This window comes from Oceanobacillus sp. J11TS1, assembly GCF_018333215.1.
In the GTDB taxonomy this organism is placed as follows: Bacteria; Bacillota; Bacilli; order Bacillales; family Amphibacillaceae; genus Oceanobacillus.
In genome coordinates this window covers 111141-124146 of the sequence record NZ_BORO01000004.1, presented here as the reverse complement: position 1 = coordinate 124146, position 13006 = coordinate 111141, and the positions used below count along the sequence as shown (strand labels likewise).

Here is a 13006-nt window from a genome sequence, read left to right as displayed (position 1 = left end):
CAGGAGCGCAGCCCCCTCACGTGCACATAAAAATCCGTTTTTGAAAAATTTTCAAGGAGGTGTAAAACGTGGCTGGAAGAAACAAACAACCTTTATCTGTTATTCAAGGAAAAGGAAAATCAAACCATCTTACGAAAGAAGAAATAAAGAAGCGTCAAGAGCAAGAAGAACAAATAAAAGGGCATACCGATAAAATCGAACCGCCGTCCTATTTGTTGAAATCACAAAAGGATGAATTTGAAAAGCTCGCAACAGAATTATTACGTTTAGATATTTTCACCAATCTTGATGTAGACAATTTAGCTAGATATGTCGATTCGAAAGATCAATATATTAAGTTGGTAAAGCTTTTAAGGAAAACGAAACCTGCAGATGACTTTAAATTATATTCCCAAATGCAGCGTAGCAAAAATTTACTTTTTAATGAATGCCGTTCTGCAGCTAGCGATCTAGGGCTTACAATTACATCTCGCTTGAAATTAGTTATTCCGAAAACGGAGGAGCAAAAACCTAAAACAGAAGCAGAAAAGCGCTTTGGTGGTAGATTGTGAATTTACTAGAAAGAGTCCTTGATTACTGTGACGGTATTTTAACAGGGAAAATCAAGGCAGGAAAAAAACATAAATGGGCTGTGCAACGGTTCTTGAATGATTATGAGGATTGTCAAAATGATGACAGTCCTTTTTATTTTGACGAAGATGAGTTGGAGGACTTTTATTGGTTTGCCCACGAATTTAGACATGCAGAAGGAATCCTAGCAGGGCAACGAATAGAGTTAGTAGACTTTCAATTATTCTTAGCAACTAACATTTTTTGTTTTAAGAAAAAGAGTAACGGTGCTAGGAAGATTAGAAAAGTTTACATCCAACTTGGAAGAAAAAACGCTAAATCGCAATTCCTTGCTATTGTTTCAGCTTATATTACATTTTTCGGAGACGAGAAACACCGGGCGTTTATTGCTGGATGGACAAGAGACCAGTCTTCAGAAGTATATGAAGCAGTAAGAACAGGTATTCAATCAAGTGAATTGCTTGAAGGCAAATGGAAAGAAGCTTATGGGAAGATTGAAATTCTTAGAAATCGTTCTGTTATAATTCCATTGTCGAAAGAGGCAAGAAAAACTGGTGACGGTAAAAACCCATCTATTGGGATTGTGGATGAATATCATGCCCATGAAACAAGTGAAATTTATGACGTGCTTGCATCGGGGATGATGGCGAGACTGGAACCTTTGATGATTATCATTACAACAGCTGGATTCGATTTGTCAAAACCGTGTTACATGGAATACGAGTATGTAAGCAAATTACTTGATCCAGATATGCCTCAAGAGAATGATGAGTATTTTGGTATTATCTGTGAATTGGATAAAGACGAAGAAGGAAATTTGATTGATGATATTAAAGATGAATCCAATTGGATAAAAGCTAATCCAATTGTTGCCACGTATGACGAAGGATTGGCCGCAATTCGTTCTGAGTTAAAGGTTGCTCTAGAACAACCTGAAAAAATGAGAAGCTTCATGACAAAGAACATGAATGTCTGGCTTGACGCTAAACCAAATGGATATATGCGAATGGGTAAGTGGAAGGCCGCAATTATCATAAAGAAATCAGTTATTGATTATCCAGTATTTTTAGGAATGGATTTATCAAGCACAACAGATTTAACAAGTATCGGAAAGGTGTTTCAACTGCCGGAGAGAAAATTCATTGTTCAACAACATTCATTTATGCCAGAAGATAAATTAACAGAACGAATTAATACAGATAATGTTCGTTTTGATTTATGGAGAGACCAAGGTTACTTAACAACAACCCCTGGAAGTGTAGTTGATTACAGTTATGTAGAACAGCATATTTTGGATATGAGGGAACAGGGGTACAACATTATAGAGATTGATTTTGATAAATGGAATGCGACTCATCTTGTTCAAATATTAGAAAACCATGGATTTACAATGGTGGAAATTCCGCAATTTTTAAGACACTTATCGTTCCCAACAAAAGAATTGAGAAGTGGAGTATACAGGAAGCAAATTATGCACTTTGGCGATCCGTTATTACATTGGGCTTTAAGTAATGCCGTCATAAAGCAAGATGCTCAGGAAAATATCATGTTAGACAAGGAGAAATCAATAGAAAGAATTGACCCTGCAGCAGCGGTCATTAATGCTTTAAGTAGAGCATTAGCTGGAGAACAAACACAAGATTTGAGTGCTCATTTCTTAAATAATTGGAGTATGTGAGGTGGGAAAATATGAAAGAAAAAATATTTGAAGGTACAGTAATCAGGTACCTTGATGATTTAGGACATGAAAGATTTGAAATTGTAGATGATGTTAGTACGATATACGATAGTGATTGTTTTGAATATGATATCAGCAAATATAAGGGTAAGAAAGTTATTGTGACTATCGAAGTTGTGGGGGAGTAGAATATGGCAAAAGCAATTAAGAATTTCATATCAGCATTTTTTATTTCCTTCTTCACCAAATGGTTGGAGGATTTTTTAATTTTATCAGCAGTTATTTTAGGGATTGTAAACACATATTTGATAACTGTCATTAGTCCAAATATCTTGGCTGGCAATTATGTACTTGCTGCCTTTTTATTTATTATTGGTGTCGTAATAGCGAGGAGGTGAAGGAGGTGATAGACATTGATATTTAGACAAGCCTTAACTCCAAAGGCTCAAACAGATACAACAGATTTAAAAAATCCTGCACCTTGGTTTAGGCGAATGTTTGGCCATGAAACAAATAGCGGTGAGATGGTTACCGTCAATTCAGCGCTCGGTGTGCCAGCAGTATATGCCTGTGTCAATATACTGGCGAATGGAATTGCAACCTTACCTATGCAGGTATTTAAAAGGACGACTACAGGCAGGACCCGAGACAAAAAACATGCTGTGGCCAAGCTTTTAGAAACCCGTCCAAACCCATATCAAGGACCGTTTAAATTCAAGCATCTGATGGAGACGCACCGTAATTTGTGGGGGAACGCATATGTGAATATTGATTGGGGAGCTGATGGCCGGCCAAGAGCATTATGGCTATTAAACCCTGCCCAAACAGAGCCAATAGTGGATACAGCTAAAAATGAATTATGGTACCATACTACCTTGCCGAATGGGGATAACGTGAAAATTTGGAATGGTGATGTAATACATCTTACTTCTCTTTCCACTGATGGCATTAAAGGAAAATCGCCTATCCAAGTTATCAGAGAATCCATCGGAAGTGCGCAGGCTGCTCATAAGTTTAAAACTCGATTCTTCCGTAATGGAGCTTCTATGACAGGTGTCTTAAAAGTACCGGGAATGTTGAATCAAGATGCAAAAGACGTTGTTAGAGATGAATGGGAAAAGGCTAATACTGGATTAAATAATGCCCAGCGTGTGGCTATTTTAGATGCCGGGTTAGAATACCAAAGCATTCAGATGCCTTTGAAAGATGCACAGTTTGTAGAGAGTATGAAATTTGATAAAACAGAAATCGCTACTTTTTACAATATACCAATGCATATGGTGAACGAACTGGAAAGGTCAACCCATTCTAATATCGAACAACGGGCTATTGATTTTATCCGGAATACTCTTAGCCCTATTTATACGCAATACCAAGAAGAATTTACTTTTGGTTTATTTTCAGAAAGAGAAATGCTGAGATATTACATTAAATTTAATTTAGAAACCTTGTTACGTGCAGATAAAAAAACACAGGCAGAGTTTTATGAAAAAATGCTTGATAAGGGTATTTTCAGCATTAATGAAGTTCGTGAATTGGAAGAAAGAGATGGAATAGAAAACGGTGATAAGCATCGAGTAGATCTTAACCATGTTTCTCTGGATATCGCGGATGAGTACCAGCTTGCTAAATCAGGCTTGAAAGGAGGTGAGGACAATCAAGAAGAATAATTACCCTGTTTATGTGAGCGTAGCGCCTATCCAGTCGAAAAACAATCAATTAATGACGGTGAAAAACCTCACCTCTAAGTCTGCGGACCTTTATATTTATGGGGAGATTGTAGACAATACGGATTTTAAATGGGATGAAGCAGATGTGATGCCAGATGATGTTTTAGAAGCATTAAACCAAGTAGATGGATTGGATGAATTAAATATTTATATCAATAGTCCAGGAGGCTCTGTATTCGCTGGACAAGCTATCTATAACATGCTAAAGCGCAACAAAGCGAAAAAGAATGTATATGTTGACGGCGTAGCGGCTTCTATGGCATCTGTTATAGCTATGGTCGGTGACACGCTTCATATCCCTTCAAATGCTTTTTTAATGATTCATAAACCATTGACGATAGCTATCGGTAATGCGACTGATTTTCGCAAAATAGCTGATGATCTAGACACAATGGAATCTGGCCTTGTTAATATTTATGAGGAAAATCTTAAAGAAGGTGTAGATATTGAAACTATCAAAGACCTTATGGAAAAAGAAACTTGGCTTACTGGTGAAGAAGCTGCGCAGTATTTCAATGTGGAAGTAGAGGAATCAAAAACCATTGCAGCATGCGCAACAGACATCTTAGCAAGATATGATAAGACACCACAGAAATTAATTGCACGAGCTGATAGCCCTGCACCAGATGAAGAACCACAACAAAATAATGAAAATGAATTAATTCAATTTCAAAATGAACTGGACCTATTAGAAATTTAGAGGTCTATTTTTTATGCAAAAATAAGGAGGAATCACATTGAAAACAAAATTCGAATTAGCTTTACAGCGATTAATGAAGGACAACAAAGTGCTATCTGTGAAAATGGATGGTGCACAGGGGATGACAAAAAGAGAGCAGGAATTGCGTCAAAATGTTTCTGATTTAAAAGATGAAGCAAAAGCTCTTATGGATGATGGCAAGCAGGACGAGGCGAAAGCAAAACTTCAAAAGGCAAAGGCTGCCAAGCAGGAGCTTGATAACTTCCTTGCTTTGAAAAATGATTTTGAAGGGCTTCATATTCCGGAGCCACAAGCTGCAGCTGGAGCAAATTTGGCAAAGCCGAATAAGGGCGAGGAAAAGCCAGAGTATAAGGCTGTTTTCTTTAAAGCTGTTCGTGGACAAACGTTAACGAACGAAGAAATGGAAGTTATGAATCAATATAAAGCTCGTATGTCATCTGAAAAAGGTGAAGATGGCGGGTATGTTATTCCAGAAGACATCCAGACCAAAATTAACGAATTGCGCCAAACAACAGACGATTTGAAGCAGTATGTTAACGTTGTTCCAGTTTCCACAAATAAAGGAACTAGAACATTAGAGAAGCGTGCAGACCATACACCGTTTGCTCCATTGAGTGAATACGGAGATCCAAATGCTATGCAAGAAATTGGTTCTCCTAAATTCGACCGAAAATCTTATGCTATCGAAGATTATGCAGGTTTCTTACCTGTTTATAATTCCATCTTGGAAGATAGCGACCAGGCGCTGGAAAATTATCTGATTCAATGGATTGCTAAAAAAGGAAAAGCTACTGATAACCACTTTATCCTTGAAGTAATAAACGGATTCGAGAAAAAAGTACTTGATGACTATACAGGAATTAAGGATATTTTGAATGTAGAGTTGGATCCAGCGTTTGCTAATGAAGCAGTCATTTACACAAACCAAGATGGATTTAATTATCTGGATAAGTTGGAAGATAAAAACGGCCGTCCGTTACTACAACCAGACCCAGCGCAAGCGACGAGAAAACTTTTTGCTGGAACACATCCGATTGTCGTTCTGTCCAATAAGACAATCGCAACGTCAAGCGAAGGGCTGGCGCCGTTTATCATTGGTGTACTGAAAGAAGCAGTTAACTATTGGGATAGAAAACAAATTTCTATTGAAATGACAAAAGTCGGCGGGGATGCTTGGAGAAGTAATACAACAGAATTTCGCGCAATCATGCGTCTTGATACTGGTGAATGGGATCCAGAAGCAGTAGTATATGGTCAAATTAATGTATCTTCTACCGGAAATGACAACGGAGGTGTTGAAGGATAATGACTACTTTTAAAGCATTCGTTATACAAGATGTTCCTGGTAATCGTCTTTTATCTTTGGCTGGAGGAGATGGTATTCCAACTATTTCAATTACTGAACCTGGTGGAACTCCTGATTTTCGATCTAGTGGAGAACTTGTGGCCGAAACGGAAGTTACTGTCACACTAAAAAATAGTCCTGTATGGGAAGTGGAAGCAGGTGAAGATTTATCTGCCGGAACCTATGTAGAAGTTGGAGAAGATGGTGTGATTGTTGCAGCCGAAGGTACTGGAATTGGTTATGTTGCAGAAGAAGTTAAAGCAGGGAAAATTGCCAAGCTTGTTCGACAATCTAACGGTAGTGGAACAGGTGAGCCGGGACCTCGTGGACCAAAAGGAGACAAAGGTGATCCTGGAGAACAAGGGCCACAAGGGGAACCTGGTCCAAAAGGAGATAAAGGAAACAAAGGTGATAAAGGCGATCCAGGCGACAACCAATTTACAGCCGATGAGGTAACAGCATTGAAAGCATTAATTGAGGGCGAATAATATCGCTCTCTTTTTATTTGAGGTGATGTTATGCAAGTAGAAGAAATTAAAGAGTACTTGCGTATTGACCATGATGAAGATGATTTCACACTTCAATCTCTTACGAAGAGAGCGAAGATGTATATTGAGAATGGTGTGGGAAGGATAGATGAAAACAATGAGCTGTTTAAAATGGCTGTCATTGTTCTTGTTGGTCATTGGTACGATAATCGTGAATTATCGCGCATCGGAAACGCATCTTACCCTATTCCTCATTCTTTTGAGGCGATTATCCAGCAGTTAAGATATTGCTATAAGGTTGGTGACAGTGAATGAATTCAGGAGATCTGAGGCATAGATTGGTATTTCAACTGCCTGCAGGAGGTACGGATGATGAAGGATTTCCTATTACTGAATCAATTGAATATACGAGAGCTTGGGCGAGCCTGAAAACATTAAAAGGTCGCTCTTTTTATGCAGCTGCCACGTCGAATAATGAAAATATGAGAGATTTTCAAATTCGCTATCAACCAAAACTATCGGATGAAAAACGCCCAAACAATCTTATTGTCACTTGGAGAGGAAAAGAGCACAGCATTGAATCTATTGAAGATGATGACGGACTAAAAAAGACAATGTCTGTTCGATTGAAGGTGATTTCATGAATATTGAATTTGATGGTATTGATGAGCTGATTCGAGAAATAGAAAAAATAGAAGGTGTCGCAGAGGACTTAAAGGATGAAGCTCTAATAAAAGGAGGAGACTTTTTGAAAGAAAAAATTTCTTCCGAGGTTTATTCTCATGGATTAACCAGGAGATCTGGAGAGGCGCAGGGGTCTATTACCAGAACGGACCCATCAAATCATGAGTTGTTTGTGGGTACAAAAGGCGGGGCCCAAGCACCAGGATTCTACCTATACATGCATGAATTCGGATTTTGGAATGTGCGTGCACAGCGTTTTATTGCTCCTAAACCGTTAGTATCCGTTGTTTATGAAAATAACAAAGCAAATATTCTCGATCAATATGTTGGCGTATTTCAAAGGGGGCTTGGCATGTCATGAGTGTAGATAAATTAGTCAAAGATACACTAGAGGCTCTTGCCCCTACATCACAAGGAACCTATGTAGGTGATGAATCGACTTACATTATCTTCAATGAATATAATCAATCTCCATGGATTAATGCAGAAGATGAAGAAATGTGGACAAAACACTTTTACCAAGTAGATGTTTTCTCAGCTGGTAATTTTAATGCTCTGGTAAAACAAGTTAAAAAGGAAATGAAGAAAGCCGGATTCGGCAGAATGTTTGAATCAGGTACCTATGAACAAGAAATGAAAATGTATCGAAGAATTATTCGATTTAGTTATATATCAAAGGAGGAAGATTAAATGGCTATTAAAGGATTAAAAGATCTACATTATGCAATAATTACTGAAGAAAATGAATCGGAAACAACGTATGGTGAAATTAAAAAGTTAGGTCCAGCCATGGCGTTGAATTTACAACCATCAGTGAACCGTGGGAACTTGCGTGCGGATGATGGGGTTTTATTTTCTGACGCTGCAAAAGGTCCGACTGCAGTTACTCTTAATACTGCATATTTGGAAGAAGAAGTGGAAGCTGATATTTTAGGAAAGACTTTAGATGACAATGGAGGTCTTACAGATAGTATTAATGATGATCCTCCTTATATTGCTATTGGTGGCCGTGCATTAAGTGCACGAGGTGGTTATGAGTATTTTTGGATTTATCGTGTAAAACTAGCTCCTGCAGAAGAAAATAAAGAAACATTGCAGGAAACTCCAACTTATCAAACACCTAACTTATCTGGTGAGTCAGTGCCACGTCTTAATGATGGAAAAGAAAAATATAAACTATGGGACAAGTCACCTAAAGTTAAAGACGAGACTATTTTTAAAGATTGGTTTGACCAGGTAATTGATAGTGATTACAAACCCGGTACTGGCGGCGGAGGGGTTGAAGGCTAATGCATATAGAAATTCACATTGATGGAGAACTAAAAACATTTACAGCTCCGGTAGTCCCTGTTCTAGCAAAACGGATGTATTTAAAGATTGAAGCTGAGAATGAGAAAAAAGGAGAAAACTACCGCCCGACAGCACAGCAACAACTAGATGAGGAAACAGAGATGGCTTCCATTTTAGCTGATGTTGTGTTTGAAGGGAAATTCACTGTAGACCAATTATTTAAAGGCGTCAGTGATAAGTACTTCTATCAAAAGTTAAGAGAAGCTGTATTTGGAGAAGTACCAGAGAACTCTGAAACAAAGGTTGATGATGAGGGAAACTTGAAGGGGGAGTGACGGCTAGTGAGCTGTACACTTCCCTTATGATTATGTATAAAAACTTAATGTTCCCACCGCCTAGTATTGCGTACGGTGGAGAAATAAAAAGAACAGGGTGGACGATGTCTGATATTGATCAGATGGATGTCCACTTTTTTGATGCTCTTTTTTCTGAACGAGTTCAAAAGGCAGAAGAAGAAATAAAAACGAATGCCAAGAATCCGCAAGATAAAGAGCAGTACTTAAGTGACATTTGGTGATAGGAGGTGACACATAAATGGCTACAAAAGATATAGGTTCATTGAGAACTAGGCTGTCCTGGGAAGATGATGGAGCAAATAGATCGTTAGAAGGATTCAAACGAGACTTAAAAGGTTTGCGTTCTGAAATGCGGTTGGCGCAATCCGGTGGAAAAGATTATACCAATAGTTTAAAAGGTATGCGTGAGCAATCCGACATTCTTACACGCCGTTTTAAGACACAACAAGAGCAAGTTCGGGAATTGAAGCGCCGTTACGACGAAGCGAAAGCTGTAAAAGGCGAGGATGCCGTACAAACGCAAAATTTAGCCGCTCAATATAACCGTGCAGCAGCTGAAATGAATTTGACGGAGCAGCAATTGAAAAATCTTAATGAAGAACTACGTCGTCAAGAAAGCCCTTGGACGAAGGTCGGCGAACAAATGACAAATGCCGGCAACAAGATGCAAGACTTTGGAAGAGGTATGACTGATTTCGGTAAGTCGTATACCATGCGTGTCACCGCGCCAATTGTTGCTGGTGGTACTGCGATGCTCAAAGCTGCTATTGATTATGAGTCTGCGTTTGCAGGTGTCCGTAAAACAGTTGATATGGGCGAGGAAGGTTATGCCAAATTAAGCCGCGGTATTCGCGACATGGCAAAAGAACTCCCGGCGTCTGCTGTTGAAATAGCCGCCGTTGCAGAAAGCGCAGGACAGCTCGGTATTGAAAATGATTCAATCCTTGGTTTTACTCGGACTATCATTGATCTGGGCGAAGCGACGAATATGACAACAGAACAGGCAGCTACTGAGTTTGCTCGTTTTGCAAATATTGTTGGCATGCCTCAAGACGCTTTTGATCGCTTAGGATCTTCAGTTGTTGAGCTAGGAAATAACATGGCTACAACTGAATCTGAAATAGTCAGCATGGGAATGCGTTTAGCAGCGCAAGGTAGCCAGGTTGGAATGTCCGAAGCTCAGATTATGGCTCTTGCAGCTACAATGTCCAGTTTAGGTATTGAAGCAGAAGCTGGTGGTACTGCCATGACTACAGTGCTAAAGAAAATAGATGCTGCAGTGGATGAAGGCGGTGAATCGCTACAAGGCTTTGCTAAAGCATCGGGAACATCATCAAAAGAATTTGCTGATGCATGGAAAAATGATCCGATTAGCGCTCTTGATTTATTTATTAATGGTCTTTCCGATTCCTCGGATGAAGGGGCGAACTTAACATCCATTTTAACCGACCTGGGCATTAAAGGGATACGTGAATCCGATACAATTTTACGTTTGGCTGGAGCTAGTGATTTGCTTTCAGAAGCCGTTGACCAATCTTCTGCAGCGTGGGAAGAAAATTCAGCGTTAAGTGATGAAGCTGCACAACGTTACGCTACGACGGAATCTCAAATAAAAATCCTGTGGAACAGATTAAAGGATATTGCTATTACGATGGGAGATGCATTGATTCCTGCTTTAATGGGCGCGCTTGACGCTGCGGAGCCACTAATTGAAAAAATTGAATCTGGTGCAGAATCATTTGCAAATATGGATGAAGAGCAACAACGAACCATTTTAGGTTTAATTGCTTTAGCAGCTGCAGTTGGTCCTGCTTCCGTTGTTCTTGGGAATTTAACTACAGCTTTCGGTGGCGTGCTGAAACTTGGTGGATCTGTTGCTACAATGATCGGGAAATCTGGTGGCGCAGGTTTAGCGGGATCTATCGGTTTATTGGGCAAGGCTGGTGTCGTTGGATTAGCTATTGCTGGGGTTGGAGCTTTATCCTTAGCAATCTATGATTTTTATAAGGATTCCAAGAAAGCGGAAGAAGTTAATTTGGATTTGGCTGAATCAATAAGTAATCAGGCTGTAGAACTGCAAAACAGTGCAGATACGTTTGATAAATTAACAGAAAAAGCGAAGATTAGCAACGAAGAATTGGCATTAATGAACGACTTGAATAAGAGAATTGCAGAATCCAGTAATCCTGGCGAGATTCAAGCGCTCCAAGAACAATATGATAAGTTGGCAGAAAAGAGCGGTCTCTCAAAGGAAGAATTAGAGAAACTATGGTCTGCCAACGAGGAAATCATCAATCAGTCTCCGGAAGTCCAATCTTCCGTATCTGAAACAGGGAATAAATTTGCCGAGAATACGGATGCAGTTAGAGAATATATAAATACGCTTCATGAGGCTACATTAATCGAACTTGAGGGCGAAAGAACCAAAGCATTAGAGCAAGAAAAGCAAATTAGAGACGATATTACCCAAGCTCAAAACGAATTAAATGGTTTGCTTGAGACAATGACCCTGTATACTGATGCCCACAATATGAGTGAACAAGAAATCGCCGACCGTCGCAAAGAGATCAATGAGCTATATCGTGATACTAATTTAAGTGCAGAAGAAAAAGCTAGATTAGCTCAAGAAGAAACGGCGCTAATGGACATACAAGATGGAAAATATGTTGAAGCCATAGCTCATATCCAAGAGCAAATCCAAGGTAAAAGAGATTCGATAGCTCAATCTGAAGAAGAACTCGCCAAAATTAATGAGCTAAATGAACAAATGGCCAATCTTGTATTGCAACAAGTTGGGATTAATGAACAAGGAGCAAAAGGCCTTGAACAATTAGATCAATCGATTGCGAAAAACCAAGAAGAATTAGCTTCTCTCGATGCAAAATTAGAAGCGAATGGTTCTCTTTCTCAAGAAGAACAAGCTCGGTACGATAAGCTATCTGAAACAGTAGGAAAGCAGCAAGAGGCAAAGGATTATATTTATGAAGAAATCGGAATGTATAGCGATATCAACTCCCTGGTTCAAGGGAAGCTCGACTTGCTTGGTGAGGAAGGAAATAAGCACAAGAACAATCTTAATATGTTAGAAGGCATTAATGTCGAAGAAGGTAATATTCTTGACCAAATAAAAACAAAAAATGAAAAACTAGCAGAAGAACGTTCCAATTTAATTGAGAATTTGAAGCAACAAGGTGCCACAACAGATGAAATTAACGACCAAGTTTCTTCCATAGACAATAAAATATCAAATAATGATAGTGTCCTTAGGCAAGTTTTAGAGGAAACTGGACTTTGGAATGAAGTAAAAGACAAAATCGACATGGGCGCAGACGCAATTGAAGGCCAAGGGTACGGAATCGACAGCAACAATGATAAAACTCAAACAGGAATAAGGCTTGAAGAGCAGCGAACAGCAGAAGCAGGTAAAGATGTTGACAAAGATGTTAACGCGAAAGACAACGGAACTGTTCGCGCTATTGATTTAGCTGGAATGTCTGGAGTCATTAAACCGGTAGAAGCCAACGATTATGGTACGTTGGACAGGTTACATGTGCGCGCTCAATTGAGAGCAGGTAAACCAGTTAAGGTTGATGATTATGGTTCTATTGCATCACTTAATCGGCGAGCAAGCTCACCTGTTACGAAAACAATAAATCTTGTGGCTAATGCCGCAAAAGGAATAGTGGGTGCAATAGCTGGGTACGCAAAAGGAACCCCCACCGGTGGTCATAAAGGTGGCAGCTTTCTCGCAGGTGAAGAAGGTTGGGAACTTGGTCGCATGGGCAATCGTTGGGAAATGCTTAACTTTGGCTTGTACGACAGACCTAGAGGTTATGAGGTATTTACCCATGACGAGAGTAAAAAGATTGTTCGTGCTCTTAATAATATGCAAAAACCAACTGTTCCTGGTTACGCTACTGGTGCGAGACAGCCTGGTGAAGCGGAACGAACCTTGAACACTATTAATGAAAGTGTTGCAAATACAGGGACTGTGATTTCTTTATTAAAAGATATCGCCAACGGTGTTAAACAGGGGCAGGTTATTGTGATGGACGGACATACGGTTGGTAAGGCTGTTTCACCAACTGTCAATCAAGAATTAAGTAATATCGGTAATCGGCAAAAAGCAGCATGGGGTGGTTAG

The 13006-nt window shown here is 39.4% G+C and carries 15 protein-coding genes and 1 pseudogene; all 16 read left to right on the top strand.

The genetic code is table 11. From position 1 onward, the window contains the following. Positions 1-68: 68 nt before the first annotated feature. Positions 69-551: a phage terminase small subunit P27 family gene (locus tag KI343_RS05020; protein ID WP_212925340.1), complete on the top strand. Its 483-nt coding sequence runs from the start codon at positions 69-71 to the stop codon at positions 549-551. Then, entirely contained in the window at positions 548-2248 is a 1701-nt protein-coding gene (locus KI343_RS05015; RefSeq protein ID WP_212925339.1) for a terminase large subunit, read from the top strand. Before KI343_RS05020 ends, KI343_RS05015 begins: the two co-directional genes overlap by 4 nt. Before the next feature lie 11 nt (positions 2249-2259). Continuing rightward, the gene (locus KI343_RS05010) at positions 2260-2436 is read left to right on the top strand and encodes a hypothetical protein (RefSeq protein WP_212925338.1); all 177 of its coding nucleotides are present in this window, start codon (positions 2260-2262) and stop codon (positions 2434-2436) included. 3 nt (positions 2437-2439) lie between these two features. Beyond that, on the top strand, positions 2440-2646 hold the full coding sequence (locus KI343_RS05005) for a hypothetical protein (RefSeq protein ID WP_212925337.1): 207 nt from the start codon (positions 2440-2442) through the stop codon (positions 2644-2646). A gap of 15 nt (positions 2647-2661) precedes the next feature. After that, positions 2662-3918: a phage portal protein gene (locus tag KI343_RS05000; RefSeq protein ID WP_374705412.1), complete on the top strand. Its 1257-nt coding sequence runs from the start codon at positions 2662-2664 to the stop codon at positions 3916-3918. 52 nt (positions 3919-3970) lie between these two features. Further along, positions 3971-4678 (top strand): head maturation protease, ClpP-related, encoded by a 708-nt coding sequence (locus KI343_RS04995; protein ID WP_212925436.1) that lies wholly within the window; start codon positions 3971-3973, stop codon positions 4676-4678. 121 nt (positions 4679-4799) lie between these two features. Further along, a complete protein-coding gene (locus KI343_RS04990) occupies positions 4800-6005 on the top strand; it encodes a phage major capsid protein (RefSeq protein WP_212925435.1) in 1206 nt (401 codons plus the stop codon). A 347-nt stretch (positions 6006-6352) separates the two neighbouring features. Beyond that, positions 6353-6475: pseudogene (locus tag KI343_RS20010) on the top strand (collagen-like triple helix repeat-containing protein); the annotation flags it as partial. A gap of 87 nt (positions 6476-6562) precedes the next feature. Then, positions 6563-6847: a head-tail connector protein gene (locus KI343_RS04980; protein ID WP_212925336.1), complete on the top strand. Its 285-nt coding sequence runs from the start codon at positions 6563-6565 to the stop codon at positions 6845-6847. Between the two features lie 23 nt (positions 6848-6870). Then, positions 6871-7176 (top strand): phage head closure protein, encoded by a 306-nt coding sequence (locus tag KI343_RS04975; protein ID WP_244856737.1) that lies wholly within the window; start codon positions 6871-6873, stop codon positions 7174-7176. Continuing rightward, entirely contained in the window at positions 7173-7577 is a 405-nt protein-coding gene (locus tag KI343_RS04970; protein WP_212925334.1) for an HK97-gp10 family putative phage morphogenesis protein, read from the top strand. Before KI343_RS04975 ends, KI343_RS04970 begins: the two co-directional genes overlap by 4 nt. After that, positions 7574-7906, top strand: a complete 333-nt coding sequence (locus tag KI343_RS04965; RefSeq protein WP_212925333.1) for a hypothetical protein — start codon at positions 7574-7576, stop codon at positions 7904-7906. The genes KI343_RS04970 and KI343_RS04965 overlap by 4 nt, the downstream gene beginning before the upstream one ends. Further along, on the top strand, positions 7907-8506 hold the full coding sequence (locus tag KI343_RS04960) for a major tail protein (RefSeq protein ID WP_212925332.1): 600 nt from the start codon (positions 7907-7909) through the stop codon (positions 8504-8506). Continuing rightward, the gene (gpG, locus tag KI343_RS04955) at positions 8506-8841 is read left to right on the top strand and encodes a phage tail assembly chaperone G (protein WP_212925331.1); all 336 of its coding nucleotides are present in this window, start codon (positions 8506-8508) and stop codon (positions 8839-8841) included. Before KI343_RS04960 ends, gpG begins: the two co-directional genes overlap by 1 nt. After that, positions 8838-9083 carry a hypothetical protein gene (locus KI343_RS04950; protein WP_212925330.1) on the top strand — a complete coding sequence of 82 codons (246 nt, stop codon included), beginning with the start codon at positions 8838-8840 and terminating at the stop codon, positions 9081-9083. Before gpG ends, KI343_RS04950 begins: the two co-directional genes overlap by 4 nt. A gap of 41 nt (positions 9084-9124) precedes the next feature. Continuing rightward, the gene (locus KI343_RS04945; protein ID WP_212925329.1) at positions 9125-13006 is read left to right on the top strand and encodes a phage tail tape measure protein; all 3882 of its coding nucleotides are present in this window, start codon (positions 9125-9127) and stop codon (positions 13004-13006) included.

Bases quoted from the DNA above. Each gene is read 5' to 3' on its own strand.
- KI343_RS04960 (WP_212925332.1), top strand. From the start codon at position 7,907: ATGGCTATTAAAGGATTAAAAGATCTACATTATGCAATAATTACTGAA.
- KI343_RS04965 (WP_212925333.1), top strand. From the start codon at position 7,574: ATGAGTGTAGATAAATTAGTCAAAGATACACTAGAGGCTCTTGCCCCT.
- KI343_RS04980 (WP_212925336.1), top strand. From the start codon at position 6,563: ATGCAAGTAGAAGAAATTAAAGAGTACTTGCGTATTGACCATGATGAA.
- KI343_RS04995 (WP_212925436.1), top strand. From the start codon at position 3,971: ATGACGGTGAAAAACCTCACCTCTAAGTCTGCGGACCTTTATATTTAT.
- KI343_RS04970 (WP_212925334.1), top strand. From the start codon at position 7,173: ATGAATATTGAATTTGATGGTATTGATGAGCTGATTCGAGAAATAGAA.
- KI343_RS04990 (WP_212925435.1), top strand. From the start codon at position 4,800: ATGACAAAAAGAGAGCAGGAATTGCGTCAAAATGTTTCTGATTTAAAA.
- gpG (WP_212925331.1), top strand. From the start codon at position 8,506: ATGCATATAGAAATTCACATTGATGGAGAACTAAAAACATTTACAGCT.
- KI343_RS05005 (WP_212925337.1), top strand. From the start codon at position 2,440: ATGGCAAAAGCAATTAAGAATTTCATATCAGCATTTTTTATTTCCTTC.
- KI343_RS05010 (WP_212925338.1), top strand. From the start codon at position 2,260: ATGAAAGAAAAAATATTTGAAGGTACAGTAATCAGGTACCTTGATGAT.